Source organism: Vibrio stylophorae (assembly GCF_921293875.1).
In the GTDB taxonomy this organism is placed as follows: Bacteria; Pseudomonadota; Gammaproteobacteria; order Enterobacterales; family Vibrionaceae; genus Vibrio_A; species Vibrio_A stylophorae.
This window is the reverse complement of record NZ_CAKLDI010000002.1, coordinates 534,330-557,175: the sequence shown is the minus strand read 5'-3', so window position 1 is coordinate 557,175 and position 22,846 is coordinate 534,330. Positions and strand designations below refer to the sequence as shown.

The 22,846-nt window shown below is 46.9% G+C and carries 16 protein-coding genes; 4 read left to right on the top strand and 12 right to left on the bottom strand.

Annotation, left to right across the window (positions count from 1 at the left end):
* The first annotated feature begins 51 nt into the window (after positions 1-51).
* Positions 52-549 carry a GNAT family N-acetyltransferase gene (locus L9P36_RS16150; protein ID WP_237468652.1) on the top strand — a complete coding sequence of 166 codons (498 nt, stop codon included), beginning with the start codon at positions 52-54 and terminating at the stop codon, positions 547-549.
* 119 nt (positions 550-668) lie between these two features.
* On the opposite strand, the gene L9P36_RS16145 is transcribed toward L9P36_RS16150, so the two are convergent.
* The 3 genes from L9P36_RS16145 to L9P36_RS16135 all read right to left on the bottom strand — a co-directional run bounded on the left by L9P36_RS16145 (position 669) and on the right by L9P36_RS16135 (position 5,425).
* Positions 669-980, bottom strand: coding sequence for a DUF496 family protein (locus tag L9P36_RS16145; protein WP_237468651.1), 312 nt, complete (start codon positions 978-980; stop codon positions 669-671).
* A 121-nt stretch (positions 981-1,101) separates the two neighbouring features.
* The gene (locus L9P36_RS16140; protein ID WP_237468650.1) at positions 1,102-4,311 is read right to left on the bottom strand and encodes a putative bifunctional diguanylate cyclase/phosphodiesterase; all 3,210 of its coding nucleotides are present in this window, start codon (positions 4,309-4,311) and stop codon (positions 1,102-1,104) included.
* A 106-nt stretch (positions 4,312-4,417) separates the two neighbouring features.
* Entirely contained in the window at positions 4,418-5,425 is a 1,008-nt protein-coding gene (locus tag L9P36_RS16135) for a bile acid:sodium symporter family protein (RefSeq protein WP_237468649.1), read from the bottom strand.
* Between the two features lie 279 nt (positions 5,426-5,704).
* On the opposite strand from L9P36_RS16135, the gene putP reads away from it, so the two are divergent.
* A complete protein-coding gene (gene putP / locus L9P36_RS16130) occupies positions 5,705-7,219 on the top strand; it encodes a sodium/proline symporter PutP (protein ID WP_237468648.1) in 1,515 nt (504 codons plus the stop codon).
* A gap of 58 nt (positions 7,220-7,277) precedes the next feature.
* On the opposite strand, the gene sigZ is transcribed toward putP, so the two are convergent.
* The 9 genes from sigZ to pdxY all read right to left on the bottom strand — a co-directional run bounded on the left by sigZ (position 7,278) and on the right by pdxY (position 20,258).
* Positions 7,278-7,838, bottom strand: a complete 561-nt coding sequence (sigZ, locus tag L9P36_RS16125; RefSeq protein ID WP_237468647.1) for an RNA polymerase sigma factor SigZ — start codon at positions 7,836-7,838, stop codon at positions 7,278-7,280.
* Between the two features lie 66 nt (positions 7,839-7,904).
* A complete protein-coding gene (locus L9P36_RS16120; RefSeq protein ID WP_237468646.1) occupies positions 7,905-9,410 on the bottom strand; it encodes a glutathione synthase in 1,506 nt (501 codons plus the stop codon).
* 26 nt (positions 9,411-9,436) lie between these two features.
* Positions 9,437-11,329 carry an ABC transporter ATP-binding protein gene (locus L9P36_RS16115; RefSeq protein WP_237468645.1) on the bottom strand — a complete coding sequence of 631 codons (1,893 nt, stop codon included), beginning with the start codon at positions 11,327-11,329 and terminating at the stop codon, positions 9,437-9,439.
* Between the two features lies 1 nt (position 11,330).
* Positions 11,331-13,133, bottom strand: a complete 1,803-nt coding sequence (locus L9P36_RS16110) for an ABC transporter ATP-binding protein (RefSeq protein ID WP_237468644.1) — start codon at positions 13,131-13,133, stop codon at positions 11,331-11,333.
* A 441-nt stretch (positions 13,134-13,574) separates the two neighbouring features.
* Positions 13,575-13,958, bottom strand: coding sequence for a hypothetical protein (locus tag L9P36_RS16105; RefSeq protein ID WP_237468643.1), 384 nt, complete (start codon positions 13,956-13,958; stop codon positions 13,575-13,577).
* A 314-nt stretch (positions 13,959-14,272) separates the two neighbouring features.
* The gene (locus L9P36_RS16100; protein WP_237468642.1) at positions 14,273-15,454 is read right to left on the bottom strand and encodes a putative manganese transporter; all 1,182 of its coding nucleotides are present in this window, start codon (positions 15,452-15,454) and stop codon (positions 14,273-14,275) included.
* Between the two features lie 523 nt (positions 15,455-15,977).
* Positions 15,978-16,922, bottom strand: coding sequence for an AEC family transporter (locus L9P36_RS16095; protein WP_237468641.1), 945 nt, complete (start codon positions 16,920-16,922; stop codon positions 15,978-15,980).
* A gap of 106 nt (positions 16,923-17,028) precedes the next feature.
* On the bottom strand, positions 17,029-18,894 hold the full coding sequence (locus L9P36_RS16090) for an SUMF1/EgtB/PvdO family nonheme iron enzyme (protein ID WP_237468640.1): 1,866 nt from the start codon (positions 18,892-18,894) through the stop codon (positions 17,029-17,031).
* A gap of 506 nt (positions 18,895-19,400) precedes the next feature.
* Positions 19,401-20,258 (bottom strand): pyridoxal kinase PdxY, encoded by an 858-nt coding sequence (gene pdxY, locus L9P36_RS16085; protein ID WP_237468639.1) that lies wholly within the window; start codon positions 20,256-20,258, stop codon positions 19,401-19,403.
* Between the two features lie 660 nt (positions 20,259-20,918).
* On the opposite strand from pdxY, the gene L9P36_RS16080 reads away from it, so the two are divergent.
* On the top strand, positions 20,919-21,692 hold the full coding sequence (locus L9P36_RS16080) for a helix-turn-helix domain-containing protein (protein ID WP_237468638.1): 774 nt from the start codon (positions 20,919-20,921) through the stop codon (positions 21,690-21,692).
* A gap of 124 nt (positions 21,693-21,816) precedes the next feature.
* Complete coding sequence (locus tag L9P36_RS16075; RefSeq protein WP_237468637.1) at positions 21,817-22,698, top strand: PhzF family phenazine biosynthesis protein; 882 nt, start codon at positions 21,817-21,819, stop codon at positions 22,696-22,698.
* Positions 22,699-22,846: the final 148 nt, after the last annotated feature.

Genomic DNA, 22,846 nt, shown 5'->3' with positions numbered 1-22,846 from the left:
GTTCTTTGTTGAGTATAGTAGTGGCCCATCCGCTTTGTTTTAGGTGTGAACATGATTCGTCCCATGACGCTTGCCGATTGTGCGGCGTTTAACCAGATTTATAATCATTATGTGGAACAAACAGCGGTCACCTTTGACTGCGCACCTTGGTCCTTGTCGCAACGTATTGATTGGCTCAAAGGACGACTTGCGAACGCCAGGTTGGGTACATGGGTTCTTGAGCTAGATGGTGTGGTGCAGGGGTTTGCCTATCACGGCCCATTTCGCGATCGCGCTGCCTTTGATTGTGCGAGTGAGATTTCAATTTATTTGGCCCCAGATGTGCAGCAATGTGGGTGGGGGAGTGCATTGATGCAAACCCTGATTGAACATTGCCAAAAAAATCACTATAGCGTGCTTTATAGTGTGGTGACTGCGCCTAATCAGGCTTCAGAGAAGCTACATCGGCGTCATGATTTTATCTTTGTAGGGCGCTTGACAGGTTGCGGCTACAAGTTTGAGCAATTTCATGATGTGTTGATGTTTGAGCGACAATTGCAGCGCGACTGATGGGGTGAGGATGCTCGCCTTCTATAGTGCTCGATTTGTCATTGTGGGTTGGCCATTGGCGGTTGTTATCGATATAAAAAAACGCCCTACTGGGCGTTTTTTTATTGGAACCAAATCGCTTATTTGCGAGTTGCTGATTTATCTTCAGCAGTCAGCTCGCGAATTTTGCGGCTGATTTCACGGCGCTGTTTAGAGATTTCAGCACCAATGATGATGTGATCATCAACACGGTCATCGTAATCTGCTTTCATGTTTTTGATGATAGCCATGATTTCCGCTTGGGTCATTTCTGGCTTGATATAGTCCAGTAGGTTCTCAAGTAGGTCCGAACGTTTACGGTTGTCGCGTACTTTCTTTTCGTTATCAAGCAATTCACGTTTCAATTTGTTCTTGCGACGAGCAAGACCAACAATTTCCAGAACAGTATTCATAATTACCTTCCATATCGATTTGCTCTTAAGATTAAACCACAAGCAGATGTGGGTTTACAGCAGCAAAATCGCAATTTGTGTATTTTTTCACAGCGTAAATAAAATGATTGAATCAAATTACTTAAGGGGCCAACGTCTTGAGCGAATTCACATCTCCTTGCTTTTTGCTGGTTGAGGATTGAGGCGACGCTTGTGGCATGGATATATTTTGACCATGAGCAGCATAGGTTTGTTCAAACTCCGCCACAGACATGGGCTTACCAAACAAATAACCTTGCATCTGCTCAACATTGGCTTGCTGTAAGAAATCTGCTTGTGCTTGCGTCTCTACGCCTTCAGCGACCACTGCCAGATTGAGATGATGGGCCAAATCAATAATCACTTGGGTGATCACCACATTGTCTTTTTGCTCGGGCAGGCCTTTGACGAATTCTTGATCGATTTTCAGTACATTGATAGGGAAGCGACGTAAATAGGCAAGAGAAGAGTAGCCTGTGCCAAAATCATCAATGGCTAAATGGACGCCAATGGCGCGTAATTTTTTCATGCGAGTCAGGGCAAGCTCCACATCTGACATGATCACGCTCTCGGTGATTTCAAGCTCTAGCAACTGCGGGTCGCAGCCCGTATCTGCAATGGCTGCGCTGACGGTTTCATGTAAATTGGAGTGCAGTAACTGCTTGGCAGAAATGTTTATGGCAATTTGAATGGCGAGTCCTTGATTTTGCCAACGCGCGAGTTGGCGACAGGCTTGGCGAATTAATATTTCGCCTTGCTCAATGATTAATCCGGTTTGCTCCATGCAGGGGATCACCTCGGCGGGGGAATAGAACTGGCCGCTTTCATCGTGCCAGCGAAGCAGTGCTTCTGCGCCAACTAAATCCCCCGAGGTATTCACCTTGGGCTGGTAGTAGAGCATAAATTGTGGCCCACCAATGGATTGGCGAAGCTTGGTCTCTAGCTGCAGTAAATACTCACTATGCGCATTCATATCTTGGGTATAAAAGGCATAACGTTTACGGCCCGCTTCTTTTGAGCGGTACATGGCGATGTCTGCATTCTTTAGTAGTATGGAACTGGTTTCACCATCATTGGGGTAGAGAGCGATGCCAATGCTAGCGGAGATAAATAGTTCATGCTCATGTACGGTTATCGGATCATTAAACTGATTCAAAATACGGTGCGCCAATTTGGTCATGGTATCCACGCTGGCTTGTTCTGCGACTAAAAAGGCAAATTCATCGCCGCCAAGGCGCGCTAAAGTGTCATGATTGCGAGCGGTGTTACGTAGCCGCTTTGAAAATTCACTTAGTACGCAATCACCTACTTCATGTCCTAAAGAGTCGTTGATTTGTTTAAATAGATCCAAGTCTAAAAACAAAATAGCAATTTGACTGTCACTGCGTTTGGCCTGCTTTAATGCTTGCTCTAACCGTTCATGGAAAAGGTGGCGGTTGGGTAGCTCTGTGAGCTGGTCATAATGGGCCAGTTTATGCAGTTTTTCCTCATCATGAATGCGCTGGGTAATATCTTTGCTGGTGGAGATATAGTGGGTAATTTCACCTTGTGTATTTCGAATGGGGGAAACTGTACGCTCCTCGTAATATGCTTTGCCATTTTTATGCCGATTGGAAAAGACCTTTTGTACGCTCTGACCCGCTTTCAGTTGAGACTGCATGCGTCGAAGCCCAACTTCATTTTCAAGTGCGTTTGGAAATAGCAGCAGTGATTGCGATCCAAGTACCTCTTGCGCGCAAAAGCCTGTGGTTTTTTCAAAGGCTTGATTGACATATTCAATGCAACCCAGCTGATTGGTGATCATGACTGAATCTGCGCTTTGTTCCAGCGCGCGGGCAAGATTGTCCATGCGTTGCGCTTGCTTATGTCTCTCGGTGACATCTCGTAGATGAATGACCACTTCTTGCTGGTTGAGCTTATGGCTTTGGGTAAGGCTGGCAACTAATTCAATCCATAGCTGCTGCTGATTGGGGAGTGTGAGTTGGCATTGCACTGGCTCTACGTTGACGTGGTAGCTTTGTTGGCGACAGCGTTCGATTAAAGCAATGATTGCGGGACAAGTTTGACCTTGAAAAAAGAGATTATTAAGTTTGCGACCAATCAGTTGGCCGCTACGTACCTGAAAAATAGTCGCGGCCGCTTCATTCATAGCTTGAATTTGATCTTGTAAGTCAATGGTAATGATCCCTTCAGGGGCATGCATCATCAGAGATTCAAGACGATTGGCGTCGAGATGAATACGTTGGCGCAGCTGGCGCTCAACATTGAGTTTTTGTGCAAAATTCCAAGCAAAAATAGCGCAACCCGCAATCAGCAATAAAATCACTAAGCCAACGGCAATTAACCAAGGTAAACGGCCATCGTTAAAATAGGTTTGGGTAATCGCCGCATCTAAGTTAACCCGAGATATGACCGTCCAAGGTAAATCTGTCCCTTGGAATGGCAGGCGAATCTGTTGGGTGTGATTGAAATGTTGCCCAGAATAAAAGCGTGAAAAAGTATAGAGGTGGCCATCTTGAATGATTTGTCCGTCATGGCCTTGCTGAATTTGTTGCCAAATATTGGCATAGTGATCGCGAAAATCTTGTTCTTTGGGTGCTAGGCTAAATAGCCACTCCTGATTGCTACTAGGCCCTAAAAGCCATTGCCCTTCATTGTTGACTAGCCAGGTTTCACTCAGCCCCCAATCCGGCAGTTGGCGCAGTTCGTTCAGATAATCTTCACCGCGATAATTAAGCACAATGAGCCAGCTATGACCGCTGCTTTGATCTAAAACATGAGAGACAAATCGAAGGGTTGGATTGAGCGGTAGTTCGACAGCCCCTTGCTCCATATTGAGATCAAATTGCGAGGTAAAAAAGGCGCCAATGGGCGCACTGAGTGCTTGCTGAACATAATAGCGATCCCCTTTATCTTGCAATAGATGTTTGGGCACCACGTGCGCTTGTGGCCCTTCGAAATTGATACGGACGATCTCTTGGCCTTGATCATTGAGTAACCGCATTTGGTCATACAGCTGGTTTGCATTGCCAAGGCGGATCAGCATTTGTTCTAAATCTTCGTGGGCTTGCGAATCGAGCGAGCCGAGATCCATATGACCAATTTGTTGGGTTAAATATTTTAAATCCCACAATATCGGCGAGAACTTTAAACGGGTGATGTGTAATGCCGATTGATGCAGCCCTTTTTCTCGCTGGGCGATTTTATGTTCAAGCTGATTGATATCTTGTAAGTAGAGTGCCGTAAAGCCAAAGATTGTGATCACCAGAAGTGGTACCACAATGAAGGTGATCCGCAGAAAAGTTGATCGCATATTTCGAGTCCTTTGAAACACCCACCTTGGAGTGCAAGGCAGTGTCTACATTATAGGACACGAAATATGATATGACGGTTGTCTGCGGGCTTTGTTTAAGCGCCGCCTATTTTTGCTCAGATGGCATATTGGCGTCAGTGCCTGTGACGTCAGTATGACGGCCGAGATATTGGGCCAACCAAGCGCAGCAAAAGAGCTGAATTTGGTGATAGAGCATGATGGGCAACAAAATCAAGCCCAGCTGCGGTTGATGTACAAAGATCACTTTGGCCATGGGAATACCGGCGGCCAGGCTTTTCTTTGAGCCACAAAAAAGGGTCGCAATTAAGTTATCACGTGGAATCCCAAACCATCGACCTGTTTGCCAAATGAAGCCCAACATCAGTCCTAATAGAAGCGTTGCAAAGCCAGCAAGGAGCAGCATTTGTAGCCATGAGAGCTGTTGCCATAACTGATGACTGCTAGCGTTACTAAAGGCGTTGAGCACGATAAAAGCAATCACCACTTTGTCGACCTCATTGGTCCACGATGAAAAACGTGACAGTTGGCGGTGTAGCAAGGGGCGCAGCAATTGCCCAAGGAGCATGGGCAAGGCCACTTGCTGACCAATACTGATTAAGGTGGCGTTGAGATCCAGTGTGCCCTGTTGCTGCTGAAAAAACAGCGCCATCCAAAGCGGGGTGAACACAATCCCCAATAGACTGGAGAAGGATGCATTAAAGATAGCAAGGCTGACATTGCCCTTGGCTAAGCTGGTCATGGCAACGGCGGAGGAAATGGTGCCGGGCAACACTGCAAGATAGAGCCAGCCAAGCTGTAATGCATCATTGAAGACGAAGCGGGTGAGCAGCGAAAGCAGTATGCCAAGTATCGGAAACAGTGCAAATGTGATGGTTTGAATCCAAAGATGATAACGCCATAAGCGAAAACCTTGCCAAAGTGTTTGCGGCGCAAGATGAAAACCGTGCAAAAAGAAAATGAGCGCAATGCCCCAAGGCACAAAATGGTTTAAATGAAGCCAGCCATGATCTTCACCCAGAGACGGTAACAGGATCCCAAGCGTAATGGCGGTAAGGAGCATGATCAAAAAACGTTGGCGAAATAGATAGGACATAAGGCGCGGTAGACATAGCCAAGCAATGTAACAGATGTTGGTATTTTGCCTGAAGAAAGCGGCGACGACTATTTTACAGACGGAAATATTAGAAAAATGTAAACAAAAGGAGTTTTAGGCAATAAAAACAGAGTTTCGAGCAAGAAAATTGCTGATTTTTGTCGCCTGACTTATGTCATTCAGGTAATATCCAGCGCCAATCCACTGCTCTTTTTCTTGAATGGTTCAGGGAAAAACTGGTTAGTGTAGTCATCAGGATGATGGGAAAAAGGAATCGACATGACTGAATCAGTAGTTCAAGTAAGTTATGCCACGTTGGGCACCTTCCTTGTTTATCTACTCGCAATGCTTGCCATCGGCATTTATGCATATACGCGAACGAAAAACTCCAATGATTATTTCTTAGGCGGCCGTACGCTCGGTCCTTGGCCGGCGGCTTTAAGTGCTGGTGCTTCGGATATGAGTGGTTGGCTCTTGCTGGGTTTACCTGGGGCGGCTTATATCTCGGGTGTCAGTGCTTTTTGGATTGCGCTCGGTTTGCTGAGCGGGACTTGGCTCAACTGGTTACTCCAAGCCAAGCGTTTGCGCACTTACAGTATTGAAGCGTATGATGCGCTGACCTTGCCTGAATACTTGTCTCGCCGTTTTTTTGATAAATCTGGCATTCTTCAGGTTGTTTCGGCTGTAGTGATCCTCTTTTTCTTCCTATTTTATACCGCCAGTGGCTTAGTGGCTGGTGGTAAGTTATTTGAAACCGTGTTTGGCATTGATGGCCGCTACGCCATGGTGGTCGGTGCGCTCTGTGTGGTTTCATATACTTTGTTTGGTGGCTTTCTTGCGGTGGCTTGGACCGATTTAGTTCAAGGTCTCATGATGGCGGCTGCGCTTTTGATCGTACCTGTTGTGGCCTTAGATGGTGGCAATTTGATGCATCTGCCTGAGCAGCTGAATGCGATCAACCCAGATCTGACGAATTTCCTCAATGATAATGGCAAAGAGATGGGCGCGATGGCGATCTTCTCGTCACTTGCTTGGGGTTTGGGTTATTTTGGTCAGCCGCATATTTTGGCGCGATTTAAAGCCTCGCGCTCAAATAAAGACTTAACAACGGCGCGCCGCATTGCTGTCGGCTGGACGGGTATTTCTCTGTGTGGTGCCATGCTGGTGGGTTTGGTTGGACTGGTTTATATCGGTAACCATGCAGAATTGGCGATTGCCGATGGCAAACATGAAACCATTTTTATGGTGTTGGTGAATGCGCTGTTCCACCCTGTGATGGCCGGTGTTTTGCTGGCTGCTATTTTAGCGGCGGTAATGAGTACTGCCGATTCGCAATTATTGGTGGCTTCATCTGCATTGGCTGAAGATTTCTACAAACAACTGTTCCGTAAGCAAGCCGGCAACAAAGAGCTGATGTTGGTTGGGCGTTTATCGGTTATCGGTATCGCGTTGGGCGCCTTGGCTCTGGGAATGTGCCTTGAGCAATCTGTGATGGAGTTTGTGTCCTACGCATGGGCAGGTTTTGGCGCGGCATTTGGCCCGGCAATTTTGCTTAGCCTCTACTGGTCTCGCATGACCCGTAACGGCGCAGTGGCTGGTATTGTGGTCGGTGGTGTGACTGTGGTTGTGTGGAAGCTTTTGACCGGCGGTATTTTTGATCTCTATGAGATTGTTCCTGGATTTATCTTTGCGGTGCTGGCCATTGTCGGTGTGAGTTTGCTTGATAAAAAACCAAGTGAAGCAATGAGTGCGCAATTTGCACGTGTCGAAGCCCGTTTAAAAACAGATCCATAAATCATGGCATAAAGCCTGTATTTTCAGCGCAATGATGCTGATTGAAAAAGCTCTCAGATCACTGAGAGCTTTTTTTATGCGCGGGGCAGCTTGCTTTTGGGTGCGGCGTGTAATCCATCACTGTGCCTTGCTGATCGCGCTCAAATTGACAGCATTGATGAAAGAGCGTGTTGAGTGATTGTCTTGCTTTTTGCAGCCGAGTTTTCAGTGTGGAATAGGGGATGTTGAGCTGTTCGGCGTAGGCTTTTTGTGAGGTGCCCTCAAGCTCAATGGCGGTGAGCATCGCTGCTTGCTCTGCAGGTAACCCCTTAATAAAAGGTTGTAGGCAACGGGTCAGTGCTTGTCTTGTTTGGTCGATTTCTTGCTCAGGCCAGAGACTCTCGGTATTGAGATTTTTGCCTTTTGCCTGACGACGGTAAAAATCAATAATGGCGTGATTGGCGATTTGAAATAGCCAGGATTTTACTTTTGTGCTGTCACGAATCTCATCAAGGTGAAGGTAGCTTTTGAAGAGGATCTCTTGTAGTAAGTCCTCAACATCCGCAGGGTTCGATATTTTGCTGTGTAAAAAAGCCTGAATACTGGACTGATACTGCGCCCAAATCGTTTCAATGGTCATCGCGATGTCTCAAAGATCAAGGCGGCAGCAGTCAGTGTTTGATGCTGCCCCCATGGATAATTTAGATCAGGCATCAATAAGTGTGATGGAATCTAAGATCCCTTGGCCACTATGAATGCCGCCTTCATTTTCTTTGGCAGGTTTGCTCCGAACCAGATAGCCGGCATATCCATTGTGCTCCGTCATTGGCTGACCATTGAAAAACACAGAGAATAAGCCGATTTCACTGACCAAATCCTGAATCAGGCTTTGCTCGCCTTGGCGAACAGCAATCGTCGGACGCTCTCGCTCATGGGGATATAAACGCTGCATCAATGCCCATGCATCATAATCTTGCGGTTTTAGTGCCGCTAGTTTGGTAGAAATTTGCTCGCCAAAGATGCAATGACCACCGCCTTCTCCTTGGTTTTTGAGCACCCAATCCTGTGCATTCGCTTGGCTATTAAACCAGTGAATTTGCGCTGTTGTGATAGGCAGCATTTGCGCAAGGACGCTTTGTACCAGCCTTGCCTCCTCAAGCGTTAATCCCCAGTGTGTGAGCGCTTCTGGCGTCATTTGGCTAAGTAGCATTTGCATGGTTTTGCTGGTGGCCAGTTGTTGGCTGACGGTGGCATTGACTGCCACATGGTGCTGCTCAATAAAAATGCGAATCTGACTTAAGGTTGCGCAGCACTCTGGCTCCATCAGTTCTGGCGCGCAATAGTCGGAAAACTGATAACCAGCGCGCAGGTACACCACATCAATGTGCCCCACATTTTTAAGCATTAATCGATGCCCATCGCCTGTATAAAGCTGGCTTGCAAGTTGCTGAAATGTGCGGCGAACGGTGCGAATTCCCTGTGCTTGCAAAGCGACTTCCAGTAGGTGTTGATCGTAGACATTATCTTCATTTTTTTGAACGACCATCAAAAATGTCGGTTTTGCTTGGTTTTGGTTTTGGTTTTGCTGGTGTTTTTGATTCTGGCAGCGAGGTTTATCTTGGTAGGAATCATGGATTGTTTTCGCTGTGGTTGCGATGGCTTGTGCTAATTCAGTTAGTGCCTGATTTTCTGCGGGTGCCGCGTTTGAGGATTCTAACCATTGCTGATAAGTGCTTGGCCACTGGCGCTGCATAAAGGCATGAAGCTCAGTGGCGCGCTGGCCAAATGGACCCATACCAGCGGCGATGCCATTAAACTCAATCACCTTTGCCCCTTGCTGGCGATCATCCATATAGTCGGTACGCATGATCAGCAGTGGCTGACGTCGTGCAATGTGTTGCTCATCTTGATGAATGCGCGCGTGCATCTGCAATAAGCGACCAAAGAAAGGATCCGCTTGTCCCATCTGTCCTAATGCCGTGCGAAGAAAAGCATGATCTTCAGAGACGGCATCAATCAATTTGGTCAAAAGTGGCGTGACCTTGAGTAAATGCTGATAGACACTGCGTTTCAGTGACATGGGCGCAATGCTAAATGGGCAATGGCGCGCGCTGCCATCTGGATTTTTAATGGCCACGCCATGCATGATTGCCCACTCTAGCGCTTCATCAGTGATTTGCGGATCAATCAAAGGAGAACTGTGATATGTCATTGGATTACCTAAAGTATCGTGATGCATCATGAGGCTAACAAACCCAGATGTGCATTTTCAGATTGATGTTGTGCTTGTTCTTGCTGTGCTAAGTAGAGCGTTTGGTACGCGCCGGCCTCAGCGACCAGTTGATTATGGGTTCCGCGCTGAACAATTTTCCCCTTGTCCATGACTAAAATTTGCTGGGCGTGGCGAATCGTTGAGAGGCGATGAGCCACCGCAATGACAGTTCGGCCCTGTGGAATGCTGGCTAAGGCTCGTTTTACGACCTCTTCGGTTTCACTGTCAAGATGGGCAGTTGCTTCATCCAACAAATATACCTTTGGATCATGGGCAAGAACCCGCGCGAGTGCAATAAGCTGCTTTTCTCCCATAGAGAGTGCGCCGCCCCCATGATGGATCGGATGCTGGTAACCTTGCGATAAGCGCTCAATAAAACGACTCGCATCAATAGATTGCGCAGCCCGCTGCGCGCGCTCATCTGTGCAGGTATCTGAGAGCGCGATATTGTCTTGGATCGTTCCTGAAAATAGGTGCGGCAACTGCGAGACAAGCCCCATCATTTGGCTGAGCTGCCTATTTGAAAGTGTCTCAATGGATTCCCCTTCAAGTAACACATCGCCTTGCTGGTGCGGATAAAAGCGCATCAAGAGATTGATGATTGAGCTTTTCCCGCTGCCACTTTGACCGACAATTGCCGTGAACTCACCTTGATTTACCGTAAAACTCACATCATCAAGTGCCAAGGTGCCATCTGGATAGCGCAGATGAACGTTGCGAAACGCAATGGCTGCTTTAGGCGTATCGAAAGGCGCATCGGAAAATGCAGGCAGGTTTTGCTGATGTAATCGATGGTTGGCTGGTGTTTGCTTGTGTTGTTGCTCTGGTTCATGTTCTTGGGCATGGACAAGCGCATGGATGGGCTCTGCTGGGGTATCGAGCAGCTCAAAAATCTGCGCTGAAGAGACCAAGGCAACCTGCATTTTTCGCAGCTCCATGGAGAGCTGGCGAAAGGGGTCAAAGAAGCGTTCGATATAGTTTAAAAAAGCATACAGCGTGCCAATTTCAATCGCGGCTTTGAGCGAGGCTGCGCCAAACCAGGCGACGATGGCAAAGGTGGTCAATGCGCCAATCAAACGTGTCAGTGGCAACAGCATCAAGCTATCAATGGCAATGGCGCGCGTTCGAAAAGCAAACCAAGCATCATTATTTTGTCGAAATTTCTCGTTGAATTGCTGCGTTTGTCCAAAGGCTTGAATTAATGCCATGCCTTGCAGCGATTCGCTGATGCGATGATGAATATGACTTAATTGAATGCGCACGCCATTGAGCACAGGGGCGGATAGTTTGCGATAGCCCTGCATCACCAGTAACAGCACAGGGATGAGCAGTAAGGTAAGCATCATCAAGTGCCAGTCGAGTATGGCGATGGCAATAAAAATAGCCGTGATCCGCAAGCTACCTTGAATCATGGTTGGCAGCGTGGACACAAAAAGATCGCGCAGGGCTTCTGTGTCATGGGTGACATAAGAAACCAACCGGCCGGTTCTATTTTGATCAAACATAGCCATGGGTAATTTGAGAAGATGGGCAAACAGGGCGTGACGTACATCCTTGACCACGAAGAGTGCACTGCGTCGAAAAGCAAACCCCTGTAGATACTGGAAGCCAAATTGCACGACATAGAGCCCGAACATGGCGCCGCAAAGCCACAGCAGATGCACCCAGTCAAAATGCTGCGGCACAATGAAATCATCGATGATGATTTTTGCAAGCCATGGAATGGCCATTTCAGCGCTGATCGCAATCGCTAACAAAGCAAATGCCATGGCAAGATGCATTTGATGGGCGCGGGTATAGCGCAATAAGCGAACAAAAGCAGCTGACTGTTTGGCGGTGTTAGATGTTTTATCTGTCATATCATGCCTTTTGGCTCAGCGGCGCTGTGTACGCTGCCTTGTGATCATGCAACGCCGCAGTGTGTTGTTTTATATCCATGGTTTGCCTCTGAAAGACGGTGGCATACCAGCCTTGCATGGCGATCAGTTCACTGTGTTTTCCGCGTTCCATCACTTGGCCTTGGTTGAGTACCAGAATGTCATCAGCATCGCGCAGGTTCATCAGTCGTTGGGTCACCAAGATGATGGATTTATGGTGAACATACTGACGAAGATTACGACGCACCAATGCTTCAGTTTTCATATCAAGCGCACTCAATGGATCGTCGAGCAGCAAAATATCGGCGTCGGTAAGCAGCGCTCGCGCTAAGGCGATACGCTGCTTTTGGCCGCCAGAAAAATTGGCGCCGTCATCAATCACTTCACTGAGAAAACCTGCTTTCATTGCATAGATCTCATCTTTAATACCGGCAATCTCAGCGGCAAATGTGATCTCGCGAATTGATGCATTGGGTTTGCCAAGCGCGATATTGTCAGCGATGGAACCAGAAAAAAGCTGAGGTTGTTGCGGTACCCAAGCCATTTTTCCGTGTAATGTTTCAAAGGTCAGTTGTGCCATGGACTGGCCCGCCAGTTTGATATCCGATGTCCCTTCGCTGAGATGATATTGGCGCAGCAAAAGTGCCATAAGCGTACTTTTACCGCTGCCTGTGGGGCCAGTGAGGCCAAGAAAACCACCTTGTGGTAGATGAAATTGCACCGATTGCAGCGCTGGATGCGTAGCATTGGGATAGGTGAATGCATCAATTTTCACCTCAAGGTTTAACTTGGCGTTGGTCCGAAGTGTCTGATGACCTGGTTGCACCTCCGGTTGTGTTGCAAAGATTTTCTTAAGCCGCAGCCAAGCGGTATTGCCGCGCTGAAAGACATTGAATTGCCATCCAAATTGCAAGAAGGGGCCGAGTAACTGCGCAAGGTAGAGCGTAAAGCTAGTAAATAAGCCGACGGTGAGTGAACCTGATTCAATAAGGAACGCGCCATAGAGCAGGCTAAGAACAAAGGATGCACCGTAAATCAGTTGAATGGTTGGGCTAAAGAGTGCGTCGATTTTGGCAACATCAGTATTGGCATCGAGGGTTTCGTTGAGCTCTGAATGAAAGTGATTGTGCTGACGTTGAGCAATGCCATGGGCGCGCACCGCTCGAATGCCAGCAACCGTTTCACGGACCGATTCAGTTAAGTTTGAAAAGGCGTGCTGGGCTCGGCTAAATCTTGTGTGCATTGCTGCGCTATAGCGGCGGGTCACCCAAATTAGGAGTGGAAAAGGTAATAAAGCAACGGCAGTAAGCTTGCCGCTGACAAGAAAAATCATCCCGAAAATGACGGTGAAGCCAGCGATTAGTGAATCGACTAGGGTCATGATGCCACTGCCCACCGCTTGTTCGACAGCGTTGAGATCATTGGTCGCATGCGCCATTAAATCGCCGGTGCTGTATTTTTGATAAAAGCTGGGCGAGAGGCGCGTGAGATGGGCAAAAAGATCGCTTCGAATTCGCCGGGCGATCTCAATCGCTGCGCCATAAAGTTGGCTGTTCCATAGGTAGCGCAGCCCATACATCGCCAAAGCTGCAGCAATCATGCCAAGCAGATGTACGGTAAGAAAAGGAGCGGTGAGCGTGTGTGTTGTCATGGCATCAATAATGCGACCAATGAACCATGGCGGTAGCAAATTGAGTAGCGCGACAACTTGCAGCGCAATAAATGCGATGACATAGCGGTGCATACAAAATCGCATATAGCCGCGCATTGTTAAGATAAATCTCATAGGGAATGGCTCTCGTTTCGATGGCTGTGATGTGCTCAAAGGCTGCGCATGGCGCTGCTAGTTTGACTTCACGGCTTGATGAGTCGTGCTCTTATAAACATGGCTTTATGAATCATGGTTATATGAATCAAGGTTTCGAGCGCCGCCGATTGCCCAAATGCGCCATAGTCGGCGTCGCTAAGATAAGCTGAGCGTGAAACATGATCTGTAATCGAAGGTATGGCGTGTTCATTCTTATTGCGTAATGTTTGAGGTAAATTCGGTGAGCATGGGTTTGTTCTCACCATTTACGTTGGCAGTTTGTTGATAAGACGCAGGCGCTGAAAAAAAGACGGGAATTTTTTAAATAAATATCGAGAATAAGCGCCGGCGCGCGATTGAATGCCGAGAAAAGGCTATAAAAAAAGCCGCAGGATGCGGCTTTTTTAGCAAAAGATTCGATTATTTTTGCTCATAAAAATCATAGAAATGAGTGACTTGCCATCCGGTATCGAAGCGCTGCACCTTACAGGCATAGCGGTTACCTAGCAAAACACGCATCTCATCATTACTCATGACAGTTTGTGCTTTTTTGCTAAAGCATGCTTTGAATTCAGCAAGCATGGCTGGGTCGGAGATCACTTGTTGAACCACGCTACTGTTGGCAGTGGTTTTCGCTGTTGGTGTGAATTGCGGGCTGATGGCCGTTGTCACACATACCTCTGCACTATTTTTTGCAAAGCAGTTATTAATCTTGACCACTGTCTGTGCAAATGATTCCTCTTGAGGTGAGGCCTGCACTTGAAAGGCCAAAGTTGCAAAAAGCAGCGGAAGCCAATGTTTCATTTTTTCTCCTTAACAGACGCCATCAGGCGATTTGGATTGCCTTGATTCATTGTCGTCAACGCTATCCGTGCTGTGACAAATCACTGTCAAAATATACGCGTTCAATCGCAGCATTGCATGCGAATTTGGATCCGTTCAGTGGTTTTGATGAAATAAGTAACCTACTGAAAAAGAGCGCATACTATCTTAACGAAAAGCGATCAAAGGCAAAACCACCGGCCTGTCTTCTGTGATTTTTCCGTAGAAAACAGACGGTGGTTACATCTTATTCCAAAGCAAATTGTGAGCAATCATCCTGATTTGAGGCGGCGTGCTTACTCAAAGAGCAAGAAATAACCATAGCCGGCAATGAGTGCGGGAATGATTGAGTAAACTGTGGCAACCAGCGCAGCTTTGGGTGCCAGTGCAATGGCAGGGAAAAGTGCGTCGCCGTCGTTACTAATACCATTGGCAATTTGCGCAGAAAATGGGACTGCGCCTTGTAAGTAGAGACCCGTGACAAGGATTTGTGGACCACAGCCAGGCAGCAGGCCAATTACAGCGCCCATGAGTGGCATCAATACCAGATAATTTGAGAAAAGCGCTGCGAGATCCCAGCCAGTAAAATAGATGGTTAACTCAAAAATCAAGAAGGCTACAATCACCCAGCTGGCGACAAAGTTGGTGTCCTGCGCGACTTTTTGGAAAAGGCGTGCAGTTTGTTGCTTAGGATCTTCTGAGACAGCCGACTGATAATCCACCACATCGCGACTGACGGCCCAAAGCACCATGGCAAGTACAGCTAAAGCCATGCCCAATACTTCGGTGCTCCCAGCTGGAAGATGGAAGAAGGCATCGGTATCCATTTGGAAAGATCCCATGATCGCAATCACAATGGCGGGCAGAATCGCCCAGCGCCAAAATTGACCTTGTGCACGTACTCCTTGCTCAGAGCATTCTTCGCCTCTGCAGCAGCTTGTGACTGACTGATCGTCCGCCTTTTGTACGGGCATCATAAACTCAGGTTTGTGAACACGATTGACGATCATCCCTGATGCAATACCGATGCCCGCACCTAAAGCGATCATAAAGAGGCCATCCATGGGTTTGGCGGCAAGCAGCAAAAATGCAGCATCACCCATGGTTGCCGTGAGTACTGCAACCACTGAACCAAAGCCCATTTGGCGTCTAACAAATTGGGTGACGATGATAATGGCGCCGCCACAGCCCGGTAGTGCGCCCATGATACTGGCAAAGACGACTTGCGCTGTTGGATTTTGATAGACAGCTTGGCTAAAGCGGCTTTTTTGGCTGAGCTTTTGACTGATGTAGTGATAAGCCATCAGCGTTGCCGCGACATAGGCTGCTACTTGCCAAAAGGCATCAGCCAGCACGGCTTTGGTGACCGCATAGGTTTGCGGTGTTAGCAGCAGTGCAAAAAGTGTGATAGGTAAAATGAGCCGCTTATTTTTGAGCTGCCAGCGCTGCGTTTTAAGTAGTTTGATTGCTTGTTGCATAGGAAAGCCTCATTCGAATCTCTGATTATCAAAATACTCTAAACGATAATGATTATCAATAAGGTTTGTGGCAATTCTTTCAATAGGTAAAACCAACTAATTATGCAAATGACTTTTGCATGGTCATGCACGATTACGTCGTCATCTTGATGAATTATAGTTTGCAAATGGCTGTTTTTTGATCTCGATCAGGCGTGGTGGTTGTTTTTTCACCTATGTTGTTAAGCAGAGATTAAATATGACATGGAGCAAAAACATGAATATTCATTTTGCATGCTGTAATAGTCAAAATGGTGAAACGGAAAATTCACCCAATTCAACGCCAGCAACACCAAAAGGGCGTGCTTTTCCGAGTCGAAGTGGTAGTTTTCGCGGCGCTTATCGACCGAGATAGATGTGATGCCTATTTGCAAAGCGATAATCGAAAAGGAAAAAGATGACATTGATGTCATCTTTTTTATGGAAAATGAGTGGCTGTGACTATGATTGTTGCTGCTGAAAGGGCGAGCGATATTTATTGTTTTTAAGCATAGATAGCGAGCAGCATCATCCCAAGGCTGGTGGTGAGCACTGACAACACGGTCGAGATTGCAATAATCTCAGCGGCTAATTTCGCATTGCCGCCCATGGCTCTTGCCATCACATAGCTTGCAGCTGCGGCAGGTGCGCCTGACATAAAGAACACAATCGTGAGTTCCATTTTTCGAAAGCCAAAGGCGTAAGCGCTTAAAGTTAAGATCAGTGGACACACACCAACACGAACGATAGCGGAAACCCAAGCCTGCCAATTACCGCGAAATAAGGTCTTTAATTCAATGGATGCGCCTGTACATAGCACCGCAAGCGGTAGGGTCATTCGGGCAAAATACTCCCCTGTATCAATCAGTACTTTTGGCAGTTGCCATTCAAACCATGCGATCACCAAGCCCACGCCAATACCGATGATCAGCGGATTTTTCACAATATTTTTGATAAAAGCAAAGATGCCCTTGGACTGATTTTGACCATGGCTGAGGGTGATGGTCGCCAAAATATTAAATAGTACGGTGCACACCGCGACATAGAGTGCGCCAAGCGCGAGTCCGGTTTGACCGTAAAGATTAGCCACATAGGCAAGGCCAATAATCCCTGTATTACCGCGAAAGGTCCCCTGAACAAATACGCCGCGATCACTGGGATTTTGAATCAATAAAGGGGAGAGCAGATGCCAAAAAAGAAAAAACAGGGTATTGGCGATGATGGCAAAGGCTAGCAGTGGTCCATTGTTCAGTTGGTGGAGATCGGTTCCGAGAATACTCAGGCCAAGTAATACAGGGAGTGTGAATTGAAATAAAAGGCGAGAAGCGGTTTCAACGAATGCGTCATCGAGAATGCGTTGTCTTTTGAGAATAATACCGGCGATCAACATAATGCAGATTGGTCCGGTGATGATCAGCGCTTCATTGAGCTGAGAGAAAAAGTTCGGCACGAACGGGTCCTTGTTTTGTCTGATAAATCAGAAAGACCACAGTGTAGAGTAATTGCCATAAAAGAAAAGCGCCGCATGAGCGGCGCTTTGGCAAGGGATGTTTCGATTAGATGCTACGAACGACGCGGAAGCCGACGTAGTTTGCACTTTCATTCGGTGCCAATTCGAGTTTCTCAGCCACACGAGCTTGGTTTGGTGAGAAGCTCCATGCGCCGCCGCGGGCAACAGGATGGCTGTTTTTGGTCCATTCCCAAACGTTACCGACGGTGTCATAAAGACCAAATGGGTTCGCTGGGAAGCTTGCTACAGGCGATGGGCTCTTGTTTGACCAAATAGAACCACTCCAACCTGAGTTTGCTTTACCCACACCAATATCATTACCCCACCAGTAATCTGTGCTGGTGCCAGCGCGCGCTGCCACTTCCCACTGAATATCGCTTGGCAATTGGTATTGATAGCCACTTTGTTTGGTTAGCCACTGTGCGTAAGCTTTCGCATCGTTTTGGGTAATACAAACCACAGGCATGCTGTTTTTCACTGCAAAGCCAGGATTTTTCCAGTTTTGGCTGCTCTGTGTTACAGACTCACCATTGTTGATTGCGTTACAGCCTTGCCCTTTTTCCGCTTGGGTAATGTAGCCCGTATTATCCACAAACTGTTTGAACTGGTTAACGGTCACTGGGGTTGAGCTGATTGAGTAGCTGCCTGGCACTTTCACTTTTTGTTCCGCTTTTGGACCAATGTTGTAGTTACCAGAGCCAATCACCACCATGCGTGGACCGCGGCTGTTCCCTTTTAGGGCATCGCTAAATTGTTTGCCAGGTTTTGCCACATTGCGCTGCTCATGAAGTTCAGCCCAGAAGGTGGTGTCCTTGGTTAAATCAATTTGGCGGCTAAATGGTTTAAAGCCAGGTTTTTCAACGGTGATTTGGTGTTCGCCAGCAGGCAGCATCACTTCAATTGGGGTGCTGCCATAGCTCAAACCGTTGATGGTGACTTTATCGTCAAAACGATTTGAACGAATGGTCACGCTTAACCAGCGCTCTGAATTTGGCTGTGCAACATGCACGGTTTGTACTGCTTTTTTGTCGATACAGTAACGGTCGGCAAGATTGAGCAAACGACAAGCAGCAGTTTGATTTGGATGACTCTTCATTTCCGCTTTCAGACGTGTGCTGAAACGGCTTTCACCACTAAAGCGGCTATCAACGATATCGCTGCTGAGCATATGGATGTTCAGTGCAACATTTTCAGCGTTGGCTTTAGCAACTTGAGATTCGGTCACGCTATTGAGCAATTGTTCGCGGAAGTTGTTGACCGCTTTTTGCATGGTGAGCGTTTTACCTTGGTTCTTACACTCACCCAAGGTCATATTCTCATTACAAGTAATGGTATGAATCACCTCAATGGTGTTGGTGTAATTTAATTCGTCTTGCAGACGAAGCACACGCGCAGCTTTGAGCGACTCTTCTAAGTTCTCAAGTTCACTACCGAGCAATTGTTTGTTGCGGTTATATGCCTCAACTTTCATTTGTTGTTCAGTAATTGACTGCTGTGTTTCAAGACCTTTCATATGGTTATTTTTGACTGCTTCCCACGCCTTTTGATAGGCAGTTTTGGCAGAGTTTAAATCCACTTCTGGGTCTTCAAGCATGCGCTGAAATTGTGCGTCTAATTGCTGCTGCGCTGTATCACGATCTTTTTCAAGGGTGACTGCGGTGGCAGAAATTTGATCTTTTTCGCTCATTAATTGCGCAAGTTTTTCACGTGCCGAATTATCCTCGGCATTAGCTTGTTTGATCTCTTCTTGCTTTGCATCAATCTTGTTGCTTAATTCGGCAACAGGATCGGCACTTTGCGCGGTTGCAACGGCAGGTGATGCTACTTGAGCCTCTTCTGCACTGGCATAGCCGCTGACTAGCAAACAAGATAGCGCAGCCCAAAGCAGCGCTGGAAGTCCTATACGAGTCATATGTCCCTTGCTTTTATAAATCAAAACAGGTTGAAACCTAATTTCACCAAGTTACAAAGAATATCATGTAAGGCAAAGAGATTGCCTATTTGATTTTGATAATTTGACCATTGTCAGCAAAAAAAAAGATGTGTTTGCTGAATAAACCATCAGTTTTTACGTGGCGAACAACAAATACAAATTAGCTATAAGGTGAAATATTAATTAAGCAACAGTGTGCAATATCAATACTGCTATAAAGTTGGATATTAATTGTACAAATAATATCCATATCACTTGTCTAATGTGAGGAATATCAACATTTGCAATTTACGCTGTTTGAACATAGGCAAAATGTTAGATAGCGCAGATTTTATGTTTAAAAAATGTGCATAAAAAAGCGCTCCTTGGAGCGCTTAGTTTGCTTTTGGATGGCTTCAGTAAGAACGACATGCTCAGTGCTTGGCACAGTTCTCGCTTAAGCATACTCACAATATGGAAAATTCCGTTTAGCGTGGGAAAGCGGCTTAACTGATTTTTTCAACGGCGTAACTCGCACTTGGATGAACGAGCTCTTGCTGCGCTGCAATGGTTTGCAATTCCCATTCATTGCAGTCATGGGTTTCTTTTAGCACGCCATAAACGGCGTTATGGCAGTGGGCAAAGGCTTGTGTAGCTGAGAACCCTTTGGCAAGTCCTGCGGTAAAGAGTGCAGAAATTAGATCGCCAACACCGACAGGCTGGCGCTCAAAGTCAAATTGTGGTCGCTGCGCAAGGTAGCAACCTTCAGGCGTTGCAAGCATCATTGAAAATTCACTATCTGAAAGACAGTAAAGATGTTTCACCAAAACCATTTTGGGACCTTTAGCCATGGCCTTTTGGCAGGCGGTGACAGCATCTTCCAATGTTTTAATAGGCATTTCAGCAAATTGTGAAAGCTCAAATTGATTCGGCACAATCACATCAGCCATCGGCATCAAGGTATTGATCAGCGCTTCGGCAATGCCAGGTGCAACAATGCAGCCTTTATCTGGTGCGCCCATGACTGGATCGCACACATAAAGCGCCGCGGGGTTGGCTGCTTTTAAACGTTGTACGGTGCGCTCGATGGCTTGGCATTGCTCAGCGCTACCCTGATAGCCTGTGACCAGTGCTTGGCACGATTGCAGTTGGCCAATGTTGTCAATGCCTTGCACTAAGGTGTCAATGTCATCGGCAGAAAATGCATGGCCAGTCCATCCCTGTGGGTATTGGGTATGGTTTGAAAATTGGACTGTGTGAATCGGCCAAACCTCAAAGCCCATACGTTGCATGGGAAATACCGCAGAGCTATTTCCTGCATGTCCGTAAACCACATGAGATTGAATCGACAGAATACCTTGCATTTTTTTTTCCTTGGTTGGCCCAAAACAGATTTAGGCAACGGTGACATATCGCAATGAGGTCAAATCTGACGAGGCAAAGCTGTCAGCGATTGTGACCTTTGGCGAACAACATAAATGGGGAAAATGATCTGAAAATTGAGCAGACCAAAATTTTAACGTGAGCCCCTACTTTCTGGCAAAGAAGATAACGCTGCGTACCGCGAGAATAAAGTAATATCCATATTTTCTAGTTGGGTAAATTGCATCACATCTTGTACAAGTATGATAACTCAATGAAAAATAAGAGGTGTTATTGCTTTGGTGTTGAGCTGTTATGGGCTTTTTTACGCGGTCTATTCGCCATTGATGGGTACAGAACGATGATCAAGCTAAGCGGTGACTATCACGAAAGCATGATCATGGGATCATCACCTTGATGCCAAATCTGGCTGAAATGGCGTTTAAAATTAACCAAACAAATCAATGATATAAAATTAAATCTTGATGGGTTGGTTTATTTTTTAAGGGAATATAGTGCGATCAAGGCAAATTGAAATGACAAACGGCGTAAAAAAAGTGAGCTTGATCATCTTTCCGTTATCTGTGGCTTGCGAATCTTGCTAGAACCTTTGTGGTTTGTTGAGTTAAGATAGCCGCACCTTAAAGACCAAAGAAATCACTGTGCTAACTGATATCTCCCAGGTGATTGCACTGCCAGAAACCAGTAATGTGCATCATCACCGCCACCATCAAATTGTTGTCGCGCTCGATGGCATGACTGAATTTGAATTGTCCGGAAAAGGCGACTGCATGCGCCCAGGGCAAGGGGTGTTATTGGCATCGGAGCGTGAACACGCATTCTGTGGTTTGGGTGATAATCGCATTTTAGTGGTTAATTTAGATCCCATGGTCACATCGGGCGGCCCCATGCAGCAGCGATTAAATCAGTTGTTCGATGGTCAAGATTACTTTCAGCTTTCAGACAATATGCAGCAACTGGTGCAGGCCATGACCTTTGAAGTGGCGCAGGTGCCTGAGGATGCATTATTACAACAAAGTTGCGCGTACGCCTTGGTGGGGTTACTGAGTCAGCATCTTCATACCAATGTGGACGCGCCCGATCAGGGGAAATTGAATGTGGCGTTGTTGGATCAATATATTGAGATTCACCTCGGCCAGCCGATCACCGTCGCGCAACTTGCCGGCGCCTGCTTGCTTAGTTTAAGTCAGTTTCATCACCTCTTTCGCCAGCAAATGGGGATGACGCCGCAGCAGTATGTAATGCAAAAGCGTATTGCGGCGGTCAAGCAGGCATTGAGTCAGACCAACCAGCCATTGGCGCAAATCGCAGCGTTTTTTGGCTTTGCCTCGCCAACCAGTTTAAGTCACGCATTTCGCCGAATGGTGGGGGATACCCCAGCGGCATACCGCCGTCGATTCCAAGGCAAAATCTAAGTATTTGCTATCGAAATGAGATTTCATCGTGAAAATTGAGCCAATTTTCACCCTACCTCTTGCCTAAGCCATCGCTTTGCCGCACTGTCAATACAGTCTAAGGAATGACATTTTGAGGTGTTGATTGAAAGCGATTCGAGTCTATCGCCTGCATGCCTTTCAAGCGGAAGGGCGAGGCGGTAATCCTGCCGGTGTAGTACTAGATGCTGATGGTTTAACTGAGCCACAGATGCAACAAATCGCGGCAGAAGTAGGTTTATCGGAAACTGCATTTGTCATGCGTTCTAGTCACGCGGATGTCAAAGTCCGTTTCTTTACGCCAACTCATGAAGTGGATTTGTGTGGCCATGCCACGATTGCTGCGTTTAGTTTGCTATTCCAATTGGGACGCCTTGAGCTTGGCCAATGGACGCAAGAGACCAAAGCGGGCAACTTGGCTGTGAAAATTACCGAGCAAGGTGTGGTGATGGCGCAAGCTGCGCCGCAATTTGGTCAGCAATTTGATGCTAATGAAATTGCGCCGCTGCTTGGTTTACAAGCGGAGCAAATTTTAGCCACAGGCCTTCCACTAGCAGTGGTTTCAACGGGTCTATCCGATCTTATGGTCCCCATTCACACCCCGGCACAACTGAAAAAAATTCAGCCTGATTTACCTGCTATTAAAGCTTTTTGCAAAGCCAATGGCATGATCGCATTTCACCTATTCACTTTGACGCCTAATGAGTCGCAAATTACAGCGATGTGCCGTAACTTTGCACCGGCGGTGGGGATTGATGAAGAGTCCGCCACTGGAAGCGCTTGCGGCGCATTGGGCGCATATCTTAGTCAATATGGTGGATTGAGAGGACGATTTGTATTTGAGCAAGGCCGGCAGCTCAAATCGCCGTCTATTTTACAGGTGACGGTAGAGCAAACCGATCAGCAAATTGAGCAGGTTTGGGTTGGTGGCGATTGTAGTGAAGCTGTCGCATCACCGATGCTCGTGGCAGATGAATTGCCCCTATAGTTGTTTTGATCCCATCAACTATATCGACGATAAAGAGCAGCTTGGCTGCTCTTTTTTGTTGGGACTGATGAGATGAACGAAAGCGAATCTACGCCTTTCTCTCATCCCTAGAAAAAAAATAAAAGGATGAGGCGGATAGCGCCTTGTT

Coding starts and splice junctions, on each gene's coding strand:
- L9P36_RS16150 (WP_237468652.1), top strand. CDS start 52: ATGATTCGTCCCATGACGCTTGCCGATTGTGCGGCGTTTAACCAGATT.
- L9P36_RS16145 (WP_237468651.1), bottom strand. CDS start 980: ATGAATACTGTTCTGGAAATTGTTGGTCTTGCTCGTCGCAAGAACAAA.
- L9P36_RS16140 (WP_237468650.1), bottom strand. CDS start 4,311: ATGCGATCAACTTTTCTGCGGATCACCTTCATTGTGGTACCACTTCTG.
- L9P36_RS16135 (WP_237468649.1), bottom strand. CDS start 5,425: ATGTCCTATCTATTTCGCCAACGTTTTTTGATCATGCTCCTTACCGCC.
- putP (WP_237468648.1), top strand. CDS start 5,705: ATGACTGAATCAGTAGTTCAAGTAAGTTATGCCACGTTGGGCACCTTC.
- sigZ (WP_237468647.1), bottom strand. CDS start 7,838: ATGACCATTGAAACGATTTGGGCGCAGTATCAGTCCAGTATTCAGGCT.
- L9P36_RS16120 (WP_237468646.1), bottom strand. CDS start 9,410: ATGACATATCACAGTTCTCCTTTGATTGATCCGCAAATCACTGATGAA.
- L9P36_RS16115 (WP_237468645.1), bottom strand. CDS start 11,329: ATGACAGATAAAACATCTAACACCGCCAAACAGTCAGCTGCTTTTGTT.
- L9P36_RS16110 (WP_237468644.1), bottom strand. CDS start 13,133: ATGAGATTTATCTTAACAATGCGCGGCTATATGCGATTTTGTATGCAC.
- L9P36_RS16105 (WP_237468643.1), bottom strand. CDS start 13,958: ATGAAACATTGGCTTCCGCTGCTTTTTGCAACTTTGGCCTTTCAAGTG.
- L9P36_RS16100 (WP_237468642.1), bottom strand. CDS start 15,454: ATGCAACAAGCAATCAAACTACTTAAAACGCAGCGCTGGCAGCTCAAA.
- L9P36_RS16090 (WP_237468640.1), bottom strand. CDS start 18,894: ATGACTCGTATAGGACTTCCAGCGCTGCTTTGGGCTGCGCTATCTTGT.
- pdxY (WP_237468639.1), bottom strand. CDS start 20,258: ATGCAAGGTATTCTGTCGATTCAATCTCATGTGGTTTACGGACATGCA.